This is a genomic window from Butyrivibrio proteoclasticus, assembly GCF_900115735.1.
GTDB classification, from domain to species: Bacteria; Bacillota; Clostridia; order Lachnospirales; family Lachnospiraceae; genus Butyrivibrio; species Butyrivibrio proteoclasticus_B.
The window spans coordinates 104,711-125,749 of the sequence record NZ_FOXO01000003.1 but is presented as its reverse complement, the minus strand read 5'-3'; the positions used below and the strand labels follow the sequence as shown (position 1 = coordinate 125,749).

At 38.3% G+C, this 21,039-nt stretch carries 19 protein-coding genes; 16 read left to right on the top strand and 3 right to left on the bottom strand.

Annotated elements, in window-relative coordinates; genetic code table 11:
- Window positions 1-6: 6 nt before the first annotated feature.
- The 3 genes from BM146_RS02985 to BM146_RS02975 are packed head-to-tail and all read right to left on the bottom strand — an operon-like array spanning window position 7 to window position 2,298.
- Window positions 7-750: a response regulator gene (locus BM146_RS02985; protein ID WP_074884158.1), complete on the bottom strand. Its 744-nt coding sequence runs from the start codon at window positions 748-750 to the stop codon at window positions 7-9.
- 28 nt (window positions 751-778) lie between these two features.
- Window positions 779-1,072 carry a DUF1294 domain-containing protein gene (locus BM146_RS02980; protein WP_074884154.1) on the bottom strand — a complete coding sequence of 98 codons (294 nt, stop codon included), beginning with the start codon at window positions 1,070-1,072 and terminating at the stop codon, window positions 779-781.
- Window positions 1,072-2,298 (bottom strand): argininosuccinate synthase, encoded by a 1,227-nt coding sequence (locus BM146_RS02975; protein ID WP_074884151.1) that lies wholly within the window; start codon window positions 2,296-2,298, stop codon window positions 1,072-1,074. The genes BM146_RS02980 and BM146_RS02975 overlap by 1 nt, the downstream gene beginning before the upstream one ends.
- A gap of 195 nt (window positions 2,299-2,493) precedes the next feature.
- Here BM146_RS02975 and argC point away from each other — a divergent pair, with 195 nt between their 5' ends.
- From argC to BM146_RS02895, 16 genes are all read left to right on the top strand, one after another.
- Window positions 2,494-3,546, top strand: coding sequence for an N-acetyl-gamma-glutamyl-phosphate reductase (gene argC, locus BM146_RS02970; protein WP_074884148.1), 1,053 nt, complete (start codon window positions 2,494-2,496; stop codon window positions 3,544-3,546).
- A 23-nt stretch (window positions 3,547-3,569) separates the two neighbouring features.
- Window positions 3,570-4,013, top strand: a complete 444-nt coding sequence (locus tag BM146_RS02965) for a GNAT family N-acetyltransferase (protein ID WP_074884388.1) — start codon at window positions 3,570-3,572, stop codon at window positions 4,011-4,013.
- A 103-nt stretch (window positions 4,014-4,116) separates the two neighbouring features.
- Complete coding sequence (argJ, locus tag BM146_RS02960; protein ID WP_074884144.1) at window positions 4,117-5,340, top strand: bifunctional ornithine acetyltransferase/N-acetylglutamate synthase; 1,224 nt, start codon at window positions 4,117-4,119, stop codon at window positions 5,338-5,340.
- Window positions 5,341-5,352: 12 nt separating this feature from the next.
- Complete coding sequence (gene argB / locus BM146_RS02955; RefSeq protein WP_074884141.1) at window positions 5,353-6,225, top strand: acetylglutamate kinase; 873 nt, start codon at window positions 5,353-5,355, stop codon at window positions 6,223-6,225.
- A 56-nt stretch (window positions 6,226-6,281) separates the two neighbouring features.
- Entirely contained in the window at window positions 6,282-7,472 is a 1,191-nt protein-coding gene (locus tag BM146_RS02950) for an aspartate aminotransferase family protein (protein WP_074884385.1), read from the top strand.
- Window positions 7,469-8,959: a sugar ABC transporter substrate-binding protein gene (locus tag BM146_RS02945; RefSeq protein WP_074884138.1), complete on the top strand. Its 1,491-nt coding sequence runs from the start codon at window positions 7,469-7,471 to the stop codon at window positions 8,957-8,959. The genes BM146_RS02950 and BM146_RS02945 overlap by 4 nt, the downstream gene beginning before the upstream one ends.
- 111 nt (window positions 8,960-9,070) lie before the next feature.
- The gene (locus BM146_RS02940; RefSeq protein ID WP_177201570.1) at window positions 9,071-9,655 is read left to right on the top strand and encodes a helix-hairpin-helix domain-containing protein; all 585 of its coding nucleotides are present in this window, start codon (window positions 9,071-9,073) and stop codon (window positions 9,653-9,655) included.
- Between the two features lie 23 nt (window positions 9,656-9,678).
- On the top strand, window positions 9,679-10,359 hold the full coding sequence (locus BM146_RS02935; RefSeq protein WP_074884133.1) for a response regulator transcription factor: 681 nt from the start codon (window positions 9,679-9,681) through the stop codon (window positions 10,357-10,359).
- 13 nt (window positions 10,360-10,372) lie between these two features.
- Window positions 10,373-11,887 carry a sensor histidine kinase gene (locus BM146_RS02930; protein ID WP_074884130.1) on the top strand — a complete coding sequence of 505 codons (1,515 nt, stop codon included), beginning with the start codon at window positions 10,373-10,375 and terminating at the stop codon, window positions 11,885-11,887.
- A gap of 8 nt (window positions 11,888-11,895) precedes the next feature.
- Entirely contained in the window at window positions 11,896-12,831 is a 936-nt protein-coding gene (locus tag BM146_RS02925; protein ID WP_177201569.1) for a GerMN domain-containing protein, read from the top strand.
- Between the two features lie 14 nt (window positions 12,832-12,845).
- On the top strand, window positions 12,846-15,128 hold the full coding sequence (locus BM146_RS02920) for a DNA internalization-related competence protein ComEC/Rec2 (RefSeq protein WP_074884124.1): 2,283 nt from the start codon (window positions 12,846-12,848) through the stop codon (window positions 15,126-15,128).
- Window positions 15,129-15,184: 56 nt separating this feature from the next.
- Window positions 15,185-16,201: a DNA polymerase III subunit delta gene (gene holA / locus BM146_RS02915; RefSeq protein WP_074884120.1), complete on the top strand. Its 1,017-nt coding sequence runs from the start codon at window positions 15,185-15,187 to the stop codon at window positions 16,199-16,201.
- 109 nt (window positions 16,202-16,310) lie between these two features.
- The gene (locus tag BM146_RS02910) at window positions 16,311-16,991 is read left to right on the top strand and encodes a DUF1653 domain-containing protein (protein ID WP_074884117.1); all 681 of its coding nucleotides are present in this window, start codon (window positions 16,311-16,313) and stop codon (window positions 16,989-16,991) included.
- 3 nt (window positions 16,992-16,994) lie between these two features.
- Window positions 16,995-18,020 carry a glycosyltransferase family 2 protein gene (locus tag BM146_RS02905; protein ID WP_074884113.1) on the top strand — a complete coding sequence of 342 codons (1,026 nt, stop codon included), beginning with the start codon at window positions 16,995-16,997 and terminating at the stop codon, window positions 18,018-18,020.
- 106 nt (window positions 18,021-18,126) lie between these two features.
- On the top strand, window positions 18,127-18,846 hold the full coding sequence (locus BM146_RS02900; RefSeq protein WP_242949325.1) for a phosphatase PAP2 family protein: 720 nt from the start codon (window positions 18,127-18,129) through the stop codon (window positions 18,844-18,846).
- A gap of 81 nt (window positions 18,847-18,927) precedes the next feature.
- Window positions 18,928-20,916 (top strand): glycoside hydrolase family 31 protein, encoded by a 1,989-nt coding sequence (locus BM146_RS02895; RefSeq protein ID WP_074884110.1) that lies wholly within the window; start codon window positions 18,928-18,930, stop codon window positions 20,914-20,916.
- Window positions 20,917-21,039: the final 123 nt, after the last annotated feature.

The window sequence follows — 21,039 nt, the reverse complement described above, 5'->3', positions numbered from 1 at the left end:
ACGTATTTAAGACTGTTTTTCACTTGCTAAACGTTCACATATTTCTTTTGCCTGTTTAATTGAATTTATATAGGTGAGAGAAATAGGATAAGAGTTTCTGTTGTCCATGGTAACTCTCATAAAGGCAGTTTTTGATATGTGATTTATGTTGATAAGTGTGGTATCGGATACAGGGCAAATCTGAGGGAAAATAGCGCACTGATCGTAGAAATTATAGATGTCATCCATGACGACCTGAATGCGTCCATCGGCAAGGTGGATGAAAAGTTCAGCGCCTTTTTTAATAACGCATATTATGTCATCTCCCTTGGCATAGATTGTCCCGTGTTGTCCTCTAAGTTCCAAAGTTTGGATAGGATCACCCATCCATTTCTTTATTTCATCCATTGTTGCCGTAAGATCAGCAACTTTTATTGGCTTGTCCAAGAAAAAGATATTTGGTTCATTTATTTCTTCCTCTGCAATTCTTTTTCTGTAGTCAATAGAAGAAGAGCAGAGTACGATTGGGTTTGTGACGCCATCTGCAAGCAACATCTTTGCTATCTGACAGCCGTCTAAATCGCTACTTACCATGTCAATAAACAGCCCATGATACATTTGCGGATGCTGCATAAAAGCGTCTATGTTGCCATAGGAGTCAATATAGATCCTTTCTCCAAAATCTTTAAAAAATCTGTCTGATTGCCTGCCGAGAAGCCTTTCTGTCTGCTTTCTGTCAGCAATGTTGTCATCACATACAGCTATATGCATTTTTCCTCCCCATTTCCCCAAAAAACAATTAAATGAAATCAATATTGATCGGAACTACAATTAATAATACACCAAACAATAATTGAAGCAAAAGAATAACAGGCATCCCTATTTTGAATGAAAGATGCGCTGTCTTATGTCTGAAAAGCTGCATTCCAATTATGGAACCGAGGCTTCCACCAATTATTGCAACAGAAAAAAGGGTTGCCTCAGGAATGCGAAAGGCGTTTTTACGCGCCTTTCGCTTGTCTATTCCCATTAGGGCAAACCCAATTATGTTCACTAAAATGATGTAACCAATTAAGCAAGTGAGCGAATTCATTACTTACTGTTCTTTTCGGCTTCCTGCATCTTCATAGCGCGTACCTTAGAAGAAAGGCCAAACAGATTTATGAATCCCTCTGCATCATGGTGATCGTAAAGGTCTCCTGTCTTAAATGATGCAATGCTTTCGTTGTAGAGAGAGTATGGAGAAGTTGTTCCGGCTTTAATAATATTACCTTTGTAAAGTTTAAAGGTTACTTCACCGGTTACATATTTCTGCGTGGATTCAATAAATGCCTGTTCTGCTTCACGAAGAGGAGTAAACCATTTCCCTTCATATACTATATCAGCAAACTTGTTGCCCATATCTTTCTTCATTGTATAGGTATCGCGATCTAAAATCAACTCCTCAAGCTGTTGGTGAGCCTCGTAAAGAATTGTTCCTCCAGGAGTCTCGTATACGCCACGGGACTTCATTCCTACTACACGGTTTTCAACGATATCAACGATGCCGATACCATTATCGCCACCAAGTTTATTGAGAGTGCGGATAATATCTGAAACCTTCATTTCTTTTCCGTTAACTGACTTTGGAACGCCACCTTCGAATGTCATTGTGACAGTTGTTGGTGTGTCAGGCGCTTCTTCAGGAGTTTTGCCGAGTACTAAGAGATGCTTGTAGTTTGGTTCTAAAGAAGGATCTTCAAGTTCAAGTCCCTCATGGGAAATATGCCAGAGGTTTCTGTCACGGCTGTAGCTTGAATCAGCTGAGAATGGAAGATTGATTCCATGTGCTTTGCAGTATTCAATTTCTGATTCACGTGAATCCATTGTCCACTTATCATTTCTCCATGCAGCGATAATTTTGATATCAGGAGCAAGAGCTTTGATTCCAAGTTCGAAACGGATCTGGTCATTTCCTTTTCCGGTTGCACCATGGCAGATTGCTACAGCACCTTCTTTTCTTGCTACTTCAACAAGCTTTTTGGCAATAAGAGGACGAGCCATTGATGTGCCAAGAAGATACTTATTTTCATAAACTGCGTGTGCCATTACGCAAGGAACTATATATTCATCACAGAATTCATCAACTACATCTAATATATAGAGTTTGCTTGCCCCGCAACTTAATGCTCTTTCATTCAGACCGTCAAGTTCCTCTTCCTGACCGCAATCTATGCAAACGCAAACAACTTCATAATCGAAGTTTTCCTTAAGCCAGGGTATGATAGCAGTAGTATCCAAACCGCCCGAATATGCAAGAATAACCTTTTCTTTTGCCATTTTTTCTCTCCTCGTCTTTCTTTATGTTTTCTCGAATTTATTTTATTACAATATAAACTCTTTATACACAAAATGCAACCCAAAATGTATAATTATTTATAAAAGTTCAAAAATATGCATAAATATTTATTTTGATTATTGCATATTTTTTTTATAGGTCGTATACTGAAAAAAGTTCATAGGAGGTTTCAAAAAATGATAAAAGTAGGAATCATTGGTGCCACAGGTTATGCGGGTGCAGAAATTGTAAGATTATTGCAGGGACATCCTGAAGCAGAAGTCGTTTGGTATGGATCCAGAAGCTATATAGATGAGAAGTACAGTAGTATATATGGAAACCTTTTTAAATTGATAGATGCAAAATGCATGGATGACAACATGGATAAGCTTTCAGATGAGGTAGATGTTATTTTTACAGCAACTCCACAGGGGCTTTGTGCGTCACTTGTTAATGAAACTATTCTAAATAAGGTGAAGATAATTGATCTTTCAGCAGATTTCAGATTAAAAGATGTATCGGTTTATGAAAAATGGTACAAGATTGAGCATAAGGCTCCGGAATTTATAAAAGAAGCTGTATATGGTCTTTGTGAAATAAACAGGGATAAGATCAAAAATGCAAGACTTATAGCAAATCCCGGATGTTATACAACATGTTCGATTCTCACGGCATATCCTCTTATTAAAGAAGGACTTATTGAGCCGGATACTTTGATCGTGGACGCGCTAAGCGGTGTCTCGGGGGCAGGAAGAGGCGCGAAAGTAGCCAATCTTTATTGTGAAGTTAATGAGAGCTGCAAACCATATGGCGTGGCTACTCACAGACATACACCTGAAATCGAGGAACAGCTCGGATACGCTGCGGGAAAAGAAATGGTGATAAATTTCACGCCACACCTTGTTCCTATGAACAGAGGAATACTTGCGACGGAGTATGCAACTTTAGTCAAAAAGGATGGCAAGCTTCCGAACGAGTCAGACATAAGAGCAGCCTATGAAAAGTATTACAAGGATGAATACTTTATCAGACTTCTTGATGAGGGGGTATATCCTGAAACAAGATGGGTTGAATGTAGTAATTATGTTGATATTGGATTTAAAATCGATGAGCGCACCGGAAGAATTATCATGATGGGTGCCATCGACAATCTTGTAAAGGGTGCTGCAGGACAGGCAGTTCAGAATATGAATATTGCCTTTGGACTTAAAGAGAGTATGGGACTTGAGATTGTTCCATGCTTCCCTTAATAAAAAGAAAAGTTGGTGAAACTATGGTTCGTACAATGACAATTGATGATTATGATGAAGTATACGCGCTCTGGATGTCGATACATGGTTTTGGAATCCGTTCAATTGACGATACTAAAGAAGGCGTAGAGATGTTTTTAAAAAGAAATCCCACTACAAGTGCAGTTGATGTGGAGGATGGAAAGATAGTCGGTGCTATTTTATGCGGACATGATGGAAGAAGGGCTTGTCTCTATCATGTATGTGTAAGTGAGAAATACAGAATGCACGGAATCGGCAAAAAAATGGTGGAATTTTGCTGTGAACAGTTAAAAAAGGAAAAGATCAACAAGGTATGCCTGAATGCTTTTGTTACGAATACAGTTGGAAATAAGTTCTGGCAGAAAATGGGATGGACACTAAGAACAGATCTTAATTATTACGATTTTGCTTTAAATGAAGATAATCTGACTATTTTTAATAAATGAGCTGGTTACCGTTAGCGACCGTATTTTGGTCGGTTACGGTATCCGCATCCGACCAGATATAGTCAGATAATAAAATATCGTTATTAGAGGTGGAGACAGATATATGAAAGAGATAACAGGTGGCATTACAGCAGCTAAAGGATTTAAAGCAGCAAGTTGTGAAGCAGGTATCAAATATAAAGACAGGACTGATATGGCGCTTATTTATTCTACAGTGCCATGTGTGTGTGCCGGGACCTTTACTTCTAATGTGGTTAAGGCAGCATGCGTTCAATGGGATAAAAAAATAGTTGAATCAGGAAATGCCATGCAGGCAGTTGTAATCAATTCAGGGATAGCCAATGCATGCACAGGAAAAGAGGGCTTTGATGCCTGTGAGGCAGTTGCTAAAGCAGTGGAAAAGAGCCTTGGAGTAGATCATACATCTGTTGGCGTTGCATCTACCGGTGTAATTGGGATGCAGCTTCCTGTAGATAAGATAACACTTGGCGTATCTAAGATGAGCGAAAGCCTTGATGAGAGTATTGAAGCTGGAACAGCAGCATCAAAGGCTATTATGACAACTGATACGGTTAATAAAGAGATTGCCGTAACCTTTGATATTGATGGAAAAGAAATCACTCTTGGAGGTATGAGCAAGGGCTCCGGAATGATCCATCCTAATATGTGCACGATGCTTGCTTTTCTGTCAACTGATTTAAATATTGAGAAATCCTTGCTTCAAGAAGCAGTAAAAGACGTTGTAGCAGACACTTTTAATATGATAACAGTTGATGGTGATACATCTACGAATGATACTCTTTTATGCATGGCAAATGGTATTGCAGGCAATGACTGCATCAGCATTAAAGATAATAACTATGAAACATTTAAAGAAGCTCTTTCATATGTCTGCACATATCTGGCAAAGAGAATGGCTTCAGATGGAGAGGGAGCAACAAAGCTTTTTGAAGCAAAGGTTATAAATGCAAAAAGTAAAGCTGACGCAAGAACTCTTTCAAGAGCAATTGTTGGATCAAATCTTTCAAAAGCAGCTATCTACGGCTGCGATGCTAATTTTGGAAGATTTCTTTGTGCCATGGGATATTCCGGCGCAATCTTTGATCAGAACGATGTGGAACTTTTCTTTGAAAGTGTAAATGGCAAGATAGAAGTATTTCATATGGGAACACCACTTGATTTTGATGAAGATAAGGCACTTCAGATCATGAAGGCTGATGCTGTAACCGTACTTGTCAACATGCATGAAGGTAATGAGTCAGCAACAGCTTGGGGATGCGATCTTACATATGATTATGTGAAGATCAATGCTGATTACAGGTCATAAGGAGGACTTACTATGGATAAGGATATGGAAAGCGTATTAAAAAAAGCAGAAGTACTGGTTGAGGCCCTTCCATATATTCAGAAATTTAATAAGAAGATCATCGTTGTAAAATATGGCGGTAGTGCCATGAGTAACGAAGAACTTCAAAAGAGTGTAATAACAGATGTTACTCTTTTAAAGCTTGTAGGACTTAAACCGATCATTGTACATGGCGGTGGAAAGGCCATCAGTTCCTGGGTTTCAAAAGTGGGAAAAGAAGCCCGGTTCGTAAACGGACTTAGAGTGACTGATGCAGAGACTATGGAAATAGCCGAGATGGTCCTTGGCAGAGTTAATAAGCAGCTGGTTACAATGGTTCAGGAGCTTGGAGTTAAGGCTATTGGAATAAGCGGAAAAGATTCAGGACTTTTGCATGTTAAAAAGAAATATTCAGATGGCAAGGATATTGGCTTTGTTGGTGAAATCGATAAGGTTGATCCCAAGGTATTATTTGACCTTATTGATAATGAGTATCTTCCTGTCATCGCACCTGTTGGATTTGATGACAACTTTGATACATATAATATAAACGCGGATGATGCGGCATGTGCTATTGCAAAGGCTGTTGGTGCAGATAAACTCGCATTTTTGACTGATATAGAGGGCGTATATAAAGATATAAACGATCCTTCATCGTTCCTGTCAAGGCTTACATGCTCGGAGGCAGATGCACTTATTGCCGGTGGAAATATAGGCGGAGGAATGCTTCCAAAACTTAATAACTGCACAGATGCCATAAGACAGGGCGTTAACAGTGTCCATATTCTGGATGGAAGAATAGCACATTGCCTTCTTTTGGAAATATTTACCAATAAGGGCGTTGGAACGATGTTTACAGCTGACTAAGAAGTGGCAGCAGTTAAAAAACATAATAATAAGGGAGAACTTAAGCTATGAGCGAAATGATGAAATCATATATCGAAGAGGCTGAGAAAGCACTGCTTCATACATATAACAGATATCAGATTGTCCTTGAAAAGGGCGATGGAGTCTATCTATATGATATCGATGGAAAAAAGTACCTTGATTTTGTGGCAGGTATTGCTGTTTTTGCCCTTGGTTACAATAACAAGGAATACAATGACACATTAAAAGCTCAGATTGATAAGGTTCTCCATACATCCAATTATTACTATAATGTGCCGGCTATAGAAGCTGCAAAGAAGCTAAAAGAAGTCTCTAAAATGGATAGAGTCTTTTTTACAAACAGCGGCGCAGAAGCAGTTGAAGGCGCACTTAAGGCTGCCAGAAAGTATGCATTTTTAAAGGATGGAAAAACTGATCATGAGATAATTGCTATGAACCATTCTTTCCATGGCAGGACTTTCGGAGCACTTTCAGTAACTGGAAATCCTCACTACAGAGAGGCTTTTGAGCCTATGATCGGAAATATAAAGTTTGCTGATCTTAATGACTTTGAAAGCGTTCTTTCACAGGTTAATGGTAAGACTTGCGCAATAATTCTTGAAACAGTACAGGGAGAGGGCGGAATATATCCGGCAACAGAGGAATTCCTCACAAAGATAAGGGAACTTTGTGATGAAAAAGATATCCTTCTTATCCTTGATGAGATACAGTGCGGCATGGGAAGGACAGGAAATATGTTTGCATGGCAGAAATACGGTATAAAGCCTGACATAATGACAACTGCAAAGGCTCTTGGGTGCGGAGTACCGGTAGGAGCGTTTCTTATGACTGAAAAAGTAGGGGCTAATTCCCTCGTAGCAGGCGACCATGGTACTACTTACGGCGGTAATCCTTTTGCATGCGCTGCAGTCGGTAAAGTACTTGATTTATTTAAGCAGGACAATATAATAGAGAATGTGAATGAGGTGGCTCCTTATCTGGAGAAGCGCTTAGATGAGCTCGTAGAGCGCTATGACTTCATTCAGTGCAGAAGAGGAATGGGACTTATGCAGGGGCTTGTTTTTGACAGACCTGTTGCAGAAGTTATCAATAAGGCACTTGAAAATGGTCTTATTTTGATAAATGCAGGATCGAATATTATTCGTTTTGTACCTCCTCTTGTTATAACCAAGGAAAATGTAGATGACATGATAGGTATACTTGATTCATGTCTGAGGAGTTTATGAGATTAAGAGTTAAAGTTTTTTCTATTGTTTTAATACTTTGTATGTTATCTGGTACGATTCTTTACGCGCAGTCCAAGCAGAGCGTGTTTGAGGATTATTCTCTTTTTAACCTGAACAAGACAACTGTAAGAATATGGTACACGGACGATGCGCTTACTCCATATCTTCAGAATAAAGCGGTTGCTTATTCTGAATCACGCAGCAGAGTGCGTATCGAGCCTGTACTTGTATCAGGTCTTGAGTATCTAGAAGCTATCAATAAGGCTTCTCTTGAAGATGATAATTATCCTGATCTTTATATAATAACAAATGATTCTCTTGAAAAGGCCTATTTGGCAGGACTTGCTCTTGAGATTGACAACGGAGCTGATTTTTTGGATGAGGAGACATTTCCTGCATCTGCAGTTAATTCCGTTACTTATAATGGAAGGCTGATTGCTTATCCTTTCTATTACGAGACAAGTTCTTTGGTCTATAACAAGACTTACCTTGAGAACATGGTAAGAGAAGAGCTTCAGGCTGAGATTGACATGGCAGAAGGTGTGGAAGCAGAAGAAAATGCGGCTACAGACAGCTCAGCCGATGCTTCAACAGAGGAAGACAGCAATGAGAAATCAACTATTTCAGATAAAGAGGTTCAGGCAGGAGTTGAGGAAAAAATTCCACATACTATTGCAGATATTTTGAAATTTGCTCAGAGCTATAATGCTCCTGATCAGGTTGAAGCAGTATTTAAATGGGATGTTACTGATATTTTTTATAACTATTTCTTTGTTGGAAACTACATGAATGTAGGTGGTAAGGCAGGAGATGATGTAAGTCTCATAGATATTTATAATTCAGATACCATCAGTTGCATGAAGATATATCAGCAACTCAATCAGTTCTTTGCCATTGATGCAAAGGAAATTGATTATGACCAGATTGTTCAGGATTTTATTGACGGCAAGATAGTATTTACTGTTGCTACTACTGATATCCTTTCTAAGATAGAAGCAGCAAAAGCTTCCGGTGAATGCGAATATGATTTTGAGGTTGCTGACATCCCTGATATAACTTCAGATTACAAGACAATAACTATGTCAGTTACTGACTGCATAGTTGTTAACGGATACACTGAGCATCCTACAGAAGCTAATTCTTTTGCCAAATATCTTTTAAATGATAATTCCGGAGATATATACAAACTCGGCGGAAAGCCTGCTGCTCATTTCGGTGTTAATTATGGGGACAAAAATCTTGATACATTCACTGAAGTATATGCAGATTCAGTACCTATGCCTAAAACTATTGAGACAAGTAATTTGTGGATGGAACTTGAGATTGCATTTACCAAGATCTGGAACGGAGATGATTGTAATTCTACGTTGAAAAATGTATCTGAGAATATCATGACTCAGGTTACCGGTACGGATTTTGAGGAAGATACCCTTCCTGATCCGACAGATTTGGATGTCACAGACGGACTTACAGAAGAAAGTGATTAATTTTTGTTTATGCTTGCGTTATTTTTTTTAATCGACTAGAATAAAAAAGCATGGCGGGGTTCCTCTTAGGAGGAAAACATGCGCAAGTTTATATTTCTATTTTGTTGCACTATGGCTATTATTCTGGCTGGGTGTACAAATGCCAGATATGATTCGGATATAGTTCTTAATGATACTATAGATGATGAGGGGTCTGAAGATATTTCTGATGAAAATTGTAGCACGGGGGATGACACTGCAACTGCTTTTGAGGAGCATCCGAATATTGTAGTGTATGTATGTGGTGCAGTTATTTGTCCTGGTGTTTATGAATTACCGGCTGTTTCGAGAGCAGATGATGCAGTAAAGGCAGCAGGTGGTTTCGCCGATGGCGCAGATGATACTTATATCAATCTTGCAGCCAAAGTCGAGGATGGCACCAAACTCATGATTCCAACTAAAGACGAAGTTAAAAATGGCCTTGTTGCAGATAGTACGGATATCACTGGTGAATCAGGCAGCAATGGGCTTATTAATATTAACAAAGCCACAAAGGAGGAACTAAAAACTATTCCTGGAATTGGGGAGAAAGTTGCCGGTAAGATTGTTGAATACCGGGAGCAAAGTGGGTATTTTGCCTGCATCGAAGATATTATGAAGGTGTCAGGCATTAAGGATAAACTTTTTTCTAAAATAAAGGAATATATAACAGTTTAACAGTTTTAGAAAGCGGAGAAGTAATGAGTAAGAAAGCACTTGTAGTAGATGATGAAAAAGCAATAGTTAAAGGTATTAAGTTTAGTCTGGAACAGGATGATATAGTTTGTGACTGTGCTTATGATGGCCAGACAGCTCTTGAGATGGCAAGGACTAATACATATGACATTATTCTACTTGATGTGATGCTTCCCGGACTTACGGGCTTTGAAGTATGCCAGCAGATCAGGGAATTTTCAAATGTTCCTATCATCATGCTTACAGCAAAGGGTGATGATATGGATAAGATTCTTGGTCTTGAATATGGTGCAGATGACTATATGACCAAGCCTTTCAATATTCTTGAAGTGAAGGCTAGGATTAAGGCAATCATCAGAAGAACCGGTAGGACAGTGACACCTGAAAAGACTTTGACATTTGGAGATCTTAAACTCAACGAAGCTTACAGAAGAGTTTTTGTGAAAGATAGAGAAATAAATGTTACCAGTAGGGAGTATGAACTTTTGGAACACCTTGCTTCTAATGCCGGAAGGGTATACTCAAGAGAAGAACTTTTGCATACCATATGGGGAACTGACTATCCGGGGGATGAGAGAACTGTCGATGTTCATATCAGAAGACTTCGTGAAAAACTTGAGAGTAACCCGAGTGAACCAAGATATGTACGAACAAAATGGGGCAGTGGCTACTATTTTCAAGGATGATTAAAATAAAAGTATGAGTCTTTTTTTGTCTAAAGTAAGAGATATAGCTATTCAGCTCAATATAAGAAATATTTTCAAGAGTCTAAGAGTGCGATTTTTCATAGTGGTTTCTATTACGGGATTGCTTTCTTGTTTAGTTATGCATGCCCTGATATTACAGAGCTATGAAGATCGTGCTGTCAACGTTAAATCAACGGAAGTTCAGACGCAGTTGCGTATTCTTGCCAATCATCTTATTACTTATAATTATCTGCAGGATACTTCTTCAGAAGTTATTAATGCAGAACTTGATATGATTGCTAACCTTTATGATGGCCGTGTAATGGTTATCAATGATGATTTAAAGGTTGTAAAGGATACATATAATATCAGTCAGGGAAAAACCATTATTTCCGAAGAGGTTGTTAATTGTCTAAAGACAGGATCAAGGGGAACTTTGTCAAAATATGACAGTTCGAATGGTTATATTGAAATGATCACTCCTATAGTAACAACTGAACTTATTGAAGAGGGTGATATAGCGGTGGCAGGAAATTCCAATGAAGTTGTCAGAGGAGTTCTTTTGACGAGTGTATCAACTGAAACTATTGCCAATACGCTAGAAATCTTAAGCAGACGTGCAACAACTCTTGAAACGCTTATTGTAACCATAATTCTAGTGTTCTCAGCACTGGTTTCATACGCACTGCTTAAGCCTTTCGACAGAATTACAGCTGCTATCAATGACGTTAAAGCGGGCTACACAGATAAACCTGTAGTCGGGCCTAACTACCTGGAGACTGAGCAGATAATCAATGCGTTCAATGCCCTTTTGAGGCGTATGAAGGTTCTTGATGATTCGCGACAGGAATTTGTATCCAACGTGTCACATGAACTTAAGACACCGATAACCTCTATCAAGGTTTTGGCTGATTCCCTTTTGGCTCAAGAAGACGTTCCCAATGAAGTATATAGGGAATTCATGACGGATATAGGTGAAGAGATTGACAGAGAGGATAAGATAATAAACGACCTTCTGGCGCTTGTTAAGATGGACAAAAAGGCATCGGGACTTTCTATAACATCAGTTGATGTTGTGAATCTTACAGAAGTAGTTCTAAAGAGAATGCGCCCTATTGCAAGAAAACACAATATTGATCTTACGCTTGAGAGCAACAGAGCAATTACTGCCGAGATTGATGAGGTGAAAATATCACTTGTGATCATGAATCTGGTTGAAAATGCTATAAAGTATAACAAAGAAAACGGTACTGTTAAGGTTGAACTTGATGCGGATCATCAGTATTTTTCAATTAAGGTAATTGATACTGGAATTGGTATCCCGAAAGATAGCCTGGATCATATTTATGAGAGATTTTATAGAGTTGATAAGTCACGATCAAGGGAAATTGGCGGTACAGGCCTTGGACTTTCCATTGCCAGAAATGCGGTACTCATGCACAGAGGTTCAATAGATGTTAAGAGTACTCTTGGAGAGGGTACAACGTTTGTTGTGAGAATTCCGCTTATTTGTGTAGGGTCAAAATGATTAATAATATGAATAAGAGACAAATGCTATACAAAAGAATAATGTTTGCCTGTATTGGAGTGATGATTTCTATTCTGACAGTTGGGTGTGAAAGAAAAAATCATGGTGATGCCGATGATTTCATGGTTTACTATGTAAACAGCAGTGAAACTGGGATTATTTCAGAAAGCTATGAAATTCAGGCTGATATGTCTGATTTAGAGGCTGTTGTAAATGAACTGATTACTATGCTTGAAACTATGCCTGACAGGCTTCAGTATGAGGCACCGATTGCTGGCGATATTAAGCTTATTAATTATTCACTTAAGGATAAGCTGCTTACACTTAATTTTGACCGTAAGTACAATGAACTTGGAAGAACTATAGAGATACTCGACAGAGCTGCTATTGTCAGGACTTTTACTCAGCTTGAGGATGTTGAATATGTTACCTTTCAAGTGGAAGGGACACCTCTTACGGACCATTCTGGAAATGTAATTGGAAATATGTCTGCTGATACTTTCATCTATAATGTGGGCAAAGAAATAAGTACCTATGAAAAGATTGAATTAAAGTTGTATTTTGCAAATGAAACCGGGACAAAGCTTGTTCCGGTTTACAGATCGGTTGTTTACAACAGTAATATTTCAATGGAAAGGCTTGCTGCAGAGCAGGTTATAAGCGGACCAAATACAGATATCGCATTTCCTACAGTTAATAGGGATAGCAAGATAAAAAGTGTAAATATTAAAGATGGAGTCTGCTATATAGATTTTGATTCAACATTCCTGACTCAAACGCAGAGTGTATCAGCAGAAGTTGCTCTTTATTCAATAGTGAATACCATTACGGAGTTTTCTGATGTCAATAAAGTAGTTCTTTCCGTGAATGGAGAAACTTCATTTACATTTATGGATTTTGCAATATCAGGTCCTTATGAGAGAAATCTTGATATTGTAGAATGATTTAGGAGTTTTATATGAAAAGACCGCTTTGCGCAGTTGCGCTTATAATGGCGGTGATTGTCTATATTTATCTTGAGCTTTTTAGTTCTAAACTGATAGTATATGAGCCTGAAGAGAGTTTTAAAGAAACAATCAAAGTTGTTGGGGTAGTTATCCATAAGGAACAAAAGAAAAACTCTCTGGGCGATATATACACAGCTCTTTATCTGGTTCCGGAAAAATCCTTAAAAGGAAAATTTGAATATATCGAATGTTATTTATCTGCCGGCTCATATGAGCCCTCTATTGGTGAGACAGTTCTGGTCGCAGGTAAGATGAAAGTATTTCAGGAGCCAAGAAATCCCGGTGAATTTGACTCTCGCCTTTATTACTCAACTTTAAAAATTGCATATTGTATAAAAAATGCTCGTGTGGAAAAGAACAATGGTAAGAAAGATATTTTTAAAGAAAGCTTGTATAAAATGCGTCTGTTTTTTGAAAGAAATCTTGATGAGAGCATGGATGAAGAGGATGCTGCTATTATGAAAGCAATGCTTCTTGGAAACAAATCTTTTATGGACGAGGAAATAAAGGATCTATATAAGGATTCCGGAATCATGCATATTCTGGCGGTGAGTGGCCTTCACATATCTATAATTGGTATGGGGATATATAGACTTTTAAGGAAAATAAGAGCTCCTGGCGGAATGGCAACAGCATTGGCGATTATTATCATGTTTTGTTACGGGTCTATGTGTGGAATGAATACATCTGCCTTTAGAGCTATATTGATGTTTACATTTCGCTTGTTGGCACCGCTAATTGGGAGAACATATGATATTTTCACAAGCCTTTCGATGGCATTTATTTTGCTATTGCTTGAACAGCCTTTGTATTTATATAATAGCGGATTTTTGTTTTCATTTGGCGCAATTGTTGGAATAGCTTTGGTAAAGCCTGTTTTAGCGCCGCTGTCTTTAAGTTATGAGTCATTTTCAATGAAATTTGTTAACGATGAAGATGAGAGCTTTCTAAAAAAAGTTACGAAGAAGTGTTTTGATTCTATCACCACATGTCTTGCAATAATGATCGTTACGCTTCCTGTGTATACATCTTTTTATTATGTTTACCCAATTGGATCGATAATTCTAAATCTGGTGGTTTTGCCACTTATGGGAGTTCTGATGGTTATGGGAATAATGAGTATGACTATTGGTGCACTACTTGTTCTTATCGGAAAAGCACTTGGTATAGGTACTCATTTTATTCTTTTGTTTTACAAGGCGTCATGTAGTCTTAGCAGATTTCATGGAGGGTTTACCTGGTATGTGGGGCACTCTTCAGAAGTTCAGGTTGTTACCTATGTGATTCTTGTGAGCTCTCTTTTGGCAGTTTTAAATTATGAGAGGCATGGGCTGGTAAGCGAAAATAGCACTCGCAATAAACTTCTTAAAGTCGATGCGCTCAAATATTTCTTTCTTTTATTTTCCATAGTGGTTCTTACTTTCAGGATTCATCCGGACCTTGAAATAAATATGATTGATGTAGGGCAGGGAGATGGTATTTTAATATCTTCTTCAGGGAAAAACCTTCTTATTGATGGGGGAAGCACCAGTTGTAAAAATGTCGGAAAATATAAGATTATCCCTTTTTTGAAGTACAAGGGCGTCGGGAAAATAGATGCTGCTGTAGTAACTCATGAGGATGAGGATCATATAAGCGGACTTCTGGAAATAATGGATGATATGGAAAAGGGAGGAATATGTATAAAGAAACTAATTCTTCCTGAAGTGTCGGAAAAGTCCAGGGGTGAGAATTTTAATCATGTTGAAAAGAGGGCAATAGAGCTTGGTGTTCCAATAATCTATATAAACACAGGTGAAAGCTTTAATATGGCAGAAGCATCGTTTTTATGCCTGAATCCTCAAAAAAATATGATAACTGAAGGAGCAAATGCCTATTCTACAGTTCTTTATATGGAGTATGGGAATTTTACAGCTCTTTTCACAGGCGATATGGAGAAAGAGGGACTTGATAATGTTAAGAATATACTAAAATTAAGCAGAACAGATGTGACTCTTCTAAAAGTAGCACATCACGGTTCAATGTACACTACAGATGAGGAATTCCTTGAACTTACAAAGCCTAAATTTGCGCTTATTTCCTGCGGAGTGGACAATAAGTACGGGCATCCTCATAAGGAAACTCTTGATAGATTAAAGAGCATCACAGCTGCAACCTACAGGACAGATGAAGATGGATGCATAACAATTGAGGTGAATGGTGATCACATAAAAATAATGAGCTTTTTGGAGTGAGCATTAGTGGCTTTTTATATATGCTTCTGCTAGAATAGTCTACGGAGTGTGATTTTATGGCAGCTAAAACAACGGATTTTCCCGTTAAACAGAGACAACTTAATGATGATATAAAGAATGGAACGTTTAAAAGATGCTATCTGATATATGGAGAGGAAGCGTATCTTAGACTTCAGAACAGGGACAAACTTGTGAAGGCCCTTGATGGCGGTGCTTCTTCCATGAATTTTACAAAGTATGAGGGAGATCAGATTAATCCGGCACAGGTCATAGATATGGCAGAGACTATGCCTTTTTTATCAGATAAAAGAGTCATCCTTATTGAAAATAGTGGCTTTTTTAAGAACGGGTGCCCGGAGCTTTCAGATTATCTTAAAAAGCCTTCAGAGACGACGTATTTTATTTTTGTAGAAAAAGAGATTGATAAGAGAAAAGACATTTTTAAGGCTGTCAGTAAGATAGGCTTTGAAATGAATTGTGACACACAGGATGAAGATACCTTAAAGAGGTGGATAGCAGGAAAATTTGCTTCGGAGGGGAAAAAAATATCTCCGAGGGCAGCAGCTTTTTTTCTTGAACGAGTTGGCACAGATATGTCCAATATCAGTACCGAAATAGAAAAGCTTGTTTGCTATTGTATTGACAAAGATGAGATAACTGTCGAGGATATAAATGCAGTTTGTGCAGGGTGGCTTACAAGTAGGATTTTTGCTATGACTGATGCAATTGCTTCTCAGGACCAGAAAAAGGCTATTGACCTTTACTACGATCTTTTGGCATTAAAAGAGCCACCCGCCAAGATACTGGCACTTATTACCAGGCAGTTTAATATCATGCTTCAGGTAAAAGAGATGAGTGCTAATCACAAGGACAGAGCACAGATAGCATCAGGCGTGGGAATAGCACCGTTTCTTGTGGGAAAGTATGAGAGTTGGGCGAGAATATATTCATTTGAAGAACTTCGAAGGGCGCTTGAGCTGTGCGCAGCCAATGATGAAGCGGTAAAAACCGGTAAGCTTGATTATATTATCAGTGTAGAAATGGTCATTATCGGAACAACCAGAAAACGGTAATTTGAAAATCTGTGGCAATCGGGTTATACTATACAACATATTGGCTAAATATTTTGTGAATAAATCTATATTTAGAAAATTGGTTTTTATAATTTAGGGGAGAAGGAGTATGGAGAGACAAAGACCGGTGCCTTTTGAATTGTTTAGGCATTTTAAGGGGAATATGTACCAGATCATTTCTGTAGCAATCCATTCTGAAACAAGAGAAGAGATGGTAGTATACCAGGCTCTTTATGGCGATTACAAAGTTTATGTAAGACCGCTTAATATGTTCATGTCTGAAGTTGATCATGTTAAATACCCCAGTGTTAAACAGAAATATCGTTTTGAGAGGATAGAGAGAGACTCTGATGGAAGGCTCACACAGGAGAGCGGTTCCGGTAAAAAAGAGGAATCTGACTCTATAGTGAAAAGTGAAAATGTAATAAGACCTGAAGGCGAAGTTGAAAGAAAAGAAAAAAGCGATATTGCTGAAAAGGAAGAAATCAGAAAGCAGTTTAGAAGCGAACCTTACCATCATTCAGAAATAATGGATAAATCCATTGATGCAGAGGCAAAAGAACTGAATCTGAATCCACTTGTTATAGAGTTTATGGACGCAGATCTTGCTGTGGATAAAAAAGATATTTTGTCTAAGCTTCGTCCTGTTATAACAAATGATATGATAGATATCATGGCCATGTCACTTGGCGTTGTTGTTAACGAAGGAGATGTGTACGACAGGTACAATGATCTTAGAACCTGTCTTACAACAATGGAAAAATTTGAGAGTACCAGATTAAGGAGTTGAAAAATGAAATTACTTTCGGTTGCAATACCTTGCTATAATTCAGAAGGGTATATGTCAAAATGTATAGAATCCCTGCTTGTAGGCGGAGAAGATGTAGAAATTCTTATAGTAGATGATGGATCAAAGGATAGAACAGCGGAAATTGCTGATGAATATGCTCAAAAGTATCCAACAATCTGTAAGGCAATCCATAAGCCAAACGGCGGACATGGCAGTGCTGTAAATGCAGGGCTTGAAGCTGCCACAGGTTTATTCTTTAAGGTGGTTGATTCGGACGACTGGGTAAAAGAAATAGCTTACAGAAAGATACTTTCTACTCTTGCTGAGCTTGCAGGAGGTGAAAAACAGCTAGACCTTCTTATTAGTAACTTTGTTTACAACAAAGTTGGTGAGAAGAGACATAAAGTTATGCGTTACAATTCAATGTTCCCAATTGAGGAGCTCTTTACATGGAAAGATATTAAGAGAACTCCAAAGGGGCATTACCTTTTGATGCATTCTGTCATTTTCAGAACAAAACTGTTGAAAGATTGTGGACTTAAGCTTCCTGAGCACACATTCTATGTGGATAACATTTATGTATTTAATCCACTTCCTTTTGTTAAGACTATGTATTACCTCGATGTCAATTTCTATTATTATTACATTGGCCGCGAGGATCAGTCGGTTAACCAGAAAATCATGCTTTCACGTATTGACCAGCAGCTCCGTGTAAATAAGCTCATGGTTGATTATTACGTAGAAAACTATGGAATGATACGTTCTCAGAGAGAAAGACATAAATATATGTTTAACTATCTCGAGATCATTACAGCTATTTCATCAGTTCTGTTGATCACGGAGGATACTCCTGAGAACCTGAAAAAGAGAAAAGAACTGCTTGAATATATTAAGGACAAGAACTACTGGCTCTATCTTAAGATCAGATACAGTATTGAAGGAACATATATCTATCTTCCCGGAAAGGGCGGAAGAAAGATCACACTTGCTGGATACAAGCTCCTTCAGAAAATATTCCACTTCAATTAAAAATCTGAGTTAACAGATTCTTTATAATTTGTTCGGCTTGTATTACTGTAATTTAGTGATAAAATAATACGAAGTTGATATGTGTTCTTTCTAAATTGAGGAGTTTATGAAAAACATGAAAGTAAAAATTGAAGAGTGGATAGGAAGGCCACTGAACAGGGATTATTGGCGAGATATGCTAAAACTCTCGACACCTATTTTAGTGTATGGACCCATTTATCTGATGTGGTTTATCTTGATTGAGAAACACAGATTTTCCCATTATGCAGTTATCCATACTGCTATTGATGATATGATCCCTTTTGTAGAAGCTTTTGTTATTCCGTATTATATGTGGTTTTTGTATGTTTCGCTTACGCTTTTGTTTTTTATGTTTTCCTGCGATGTAGAGGATTATTACAAAAACTTTGCATTTTTGGCAACAGGTATGACAATTTTTCTCATTATCTCGACTTTGTTTCCGAATATGCATCAGCTTAGACCTGCTGTTATGCCAAGGGATAATGTATTTACACATTTGGTTGCAATAATTTACAAAAGTGATACAGCTGCAAATTTATGGCCAAGTATTCATGTATATAATTCAATTGGATCCATGATAGCAATCCATCGCAGCAGACGTTTTAATAAAACGGGTAAGGTTGTAAGCGATATTATAGGGACATCGATAATTCTTTCTACATTGTTTATCAAGCAGCACTCTATGTATGATGTGATTACAGCGTTTATTATGGCAATTATTCTTTACCTTGTTGTATATCATACTTCCATATTGGAGGCTTTTTGCAAGAGAAGAGAGGAAGAACTGGCTGTACGTTATAATTAAAAATTTGACCTCAATTTCCAAAAATATTGGTGATTGAGGTCTTTTTTAGATCATTAAATATATATGTTAGGGGAGGCAACAATGGTTTTTACTAATGAAAATGGGGCATTAGTAGCAAAAAGACAGGGTGAGACCCTTAGAATCGAGGGCTGGGGAGAAGATTCACTCAGAGTCAGAAGTACGATGTATCCGGAGTTTACCGGGAATAATTGGGCGCTTGAAAAGAAAAGTGCAAGGACTGAAGTTATCATTTCCCAAAGGGAAGATGGGCCTTTTGCAACCATAGTTAATGGGCGTGTTAAGGCAACTGTCAATTTTGCGGGAGTTATTTCTTTTTACAAGGATGACTCCATGATTCTTAGGGAGTATTATAGATGCTATGGCGGTACAGAGTCTAAAGAGTCGAGGTGTCTGAAATACATTAACCGTGATTACAAGCCACATGTGGGCGGCGATTACAGGATAACTGTCAAGTTCGAGAGTAATGATGGGGAAAAAATCTTTGGTATGGGTCAGTACCAGCATCCGTACAACAATCTAAAAGGCTGTATTCTTGATCTTGAACAGCGCAATTCTCAGGTGTCTGTTCCGTTTGAAGTATCGAGCTTGGGCTATGGTTTCTTGTGGAATAATCCTGCTGTTGGAAGAGCTTCATTTGGCATGAATTATACTGAATGGGTGGCAGAGGCTACAAAGGAAATGGACTATTGGCTCACTGTATCTGATACTCCGAAAGGTATTTTGGAAAATTACACTTCTGTATCCGGAAGAACTCCCGAAATGCCAGAGGATCTGATGGGGCTTTGGCAGTGCAAGCTTCGCTACCGCACACAAAAAGAAGTGCTTGAGGTTGCTCATAAGTGCAAGGATGAGGGAATACCTATCGACTGTATCGTTATTGACTTCTTTCACTGGACGGTGCAGGGAGACTGGAAGTTTGATGAGACCTACTGGCCTGATCCGAAAGCTATGGTAGATGAACTCCACAGCATGGGAATTAAAGTTGTTGTTTCTGTATGGCCTAGCGTTGATAAGAGAAGCGAGCATTTTTATGATATGCTCGAGAAAGGCCTTTTGGTGAAAAATGAGCGCGGCGGCCTGCAAAACTATGATTACCAGGGGGATTGCACTATTCTTGATGCAACCAATCCTGAAACAAGAGAATATGTATGGAACGTTTGTAAAAAGAACTATTACGACCTTGGAATAGATATGTTCTGGCTTGATAATTCGGAGCCTGATCTTGTTAAATATGATTTTGATCAGCTTAGATATTATCTTGGACCGGGACTTGAAGTCAGCAATATTTATCCTCAGTACTATAGCAGGCTCTTTTACGAGAATATGAAAAAAGAGACTGATAAGCCGGTTGTCAATCTTTTAAGATCTGCCTGGGCAGGAAGTCAAAAATATGGAAATGTTGTGTGGTCAGGTGATGTACCAAGTACCTTTGAAGCCCTGAAAGATCAGATTGCAGCAGGACTTAATATGGGGCTTTGTGGCATTTCCTGGTGGACTACTGATGTTGGTGGCTTTATGACAGATGATGTAAATGATCCTGATTTTAAGCAGCTCCTTGTCAGATGGTTTGAATTTGCAGTATTTTCTCCTGTACTCAGGATGCACGGTGATAGAGGCCCTTATGATATTGCACCTCTTGATAACAGAGACTTTGGAGGTGGTTATCTTCACACGGGGCAGCCTAATGAGCTATGGAGTTATGGAGAAGAAGTTTATGATATCCTAAAAAAGCAGTTACAGCTTCGCCTTGAGTTAAAACCATATATCAAGAGCATGTTTGATGAAAGCAGCAAAAACGGTTCGCCTCTTTTGAGAACTCTTTTCTATGAGTTTCCTGAAGATGAAAAGTGCTGGGAAACTTTTGATGAGTATATGTTTGGCGATTCATATCTTGTTGCGCCTGTCACTGATCTTAACTGCTTTGAGAGAAATGTATATCTTCCAAAGGGGCGGTGGAAGGATATCCGTGATGAAAAAGTTTACGAAGGTGGGCAGATAATAATATCAAAAGCGCCGCTTGAGTCAATTCCTGTGTTCTGTAAAATATAATATTGGATTTAAGAACAAAAACTCTCTGTGTGCAGTTAAAAGTAGCATATTGAGAGTTTTTTGTTTAGAAAAACACCTAGATTTTTTAGGGGTTATATGTTACGATATGCCATGTGTGTAACT

Coding starts and splice junctions, on each gene's coding strand:
- BM146_RS02965 (WP_074884388.1), top strand. CDS start 3,570: ATGGTTCGTACAATGACAATTGATGATTATGATGAAGTATACGCGCTC.
- BM146_RS02905 (WP_074884113.1), top strand. CDS start 16,995: ATGAAATTACTTTCGGTTGCAATACCTTGCTATAATTCAGAAGGGTAT.
- BM146_RS02950 (WP_074884385.1), top strand. CDS start 6,282: ATGATGAAATCATATATCGAAGAGGCTGAGAAAGCACTGCTTCATACA.
- argJ (WP_074884144.1), top strand. CDS start 4,117: ATGAAAGAGATAACAGGTGGCATTACAGCAGCTAAAGGATTTAAAGCA.
- argC (WP_074884148.1), top strand. CDS start 2,494: ATGATAAAAGTAGGAATCATTGGTGCCACAGGTTATGCGGGTGCAGAA.
- BM146_RS02940 (WP_177201570.1), top strand. CDS start 9,071: ATGGCTATTATTCTGGCTGGGTGTACAAATGCCAGATATGATTCGGAT.
- BM146_RS02945 (WP_074884138.1), top strand. CDS start 7,469: ATGAGATTAAGAGTTAAAGTTTTTTCTATTGTTTTAATACTTTGTATG.
- BM146_RS02935 (WP_074884133.1), top strand. CDS start 9,679: ATGAGTAAGAAAGCACTTGTAGTAGATGATGAAAAAGCAATAGTTAAA.
- BM146_RS02925 (WP_177201569.1), top strand. CDS start 11,896: ATGAATAAGAGACAAATGCTATACAAAAGAATAATGTTTGCCTGTATT.
- BM146_RS02985 (WP_074884158.1), bottom strand. CDS start 750: ATGCATATAGCTGTATGTGATGACAACATTGCTGACAGAAAGCAGACA.
- holA (WP_074884120.1), top strand. CDS start 15,185: ATGGCAGCTAAAACAACGGATTTTCCCGTTAAACAGAGACAACTTAAT.
- BM146_RS02920 (WP_074884124.1), top strand. CDS start 12,846: ATGAAAAGACCGCTTTGCGCAGTTGCGCTTATAATGGCGGTGATTGTC.
- BM146_RS02910 (WP_074884117.1), top strand. CDS start 16,311: ATGGAGAGACAAAGACCGGTGCCTTTTGAATTGTTTAGGCATTTTAAG.
- BM146_RS02980 (WP_074884154.1), bottom strand. CDS start 1,072: ATGAATTCGCTCACTTGCTTAATTGGTTACATCATTTTAGTGAACATA.
- BM146_RS02895 (WP_074884110.1), top strand. CDS start 18,928: ATGGTTTTTACTAATGAAAATGGGGCATTAGTAGCAAAAAGACAGGGT.
- BM146_RS02930 (WP_074884130.1), top strand. CDS start 10,373: ATGAGTCTTTTTTTGTCTAAAGTAAGAGATATAGCTATTCAGCTCAAT.
- BM146_RS02975 (WP_074884151.1), bottom strand. CDS start 2,298: ATGGCAAAAGAAAAGGTTATTCTTGCATATTCGGGCGGTTTGGATACT.
- BM146_RS02900 (WP_242949325.1), top strand. CDS start 18,127: ATGAAAAACATGAAAGTAAAAATTGAAGAGTGGATAGGAAGGCCACTG.
- argB (WP_074884141.1), top strand. CDS start 5,353: ATGGATAAGGATATGGAAAGCGTATTAAAAAAAGCAGAAGTACTGGTT.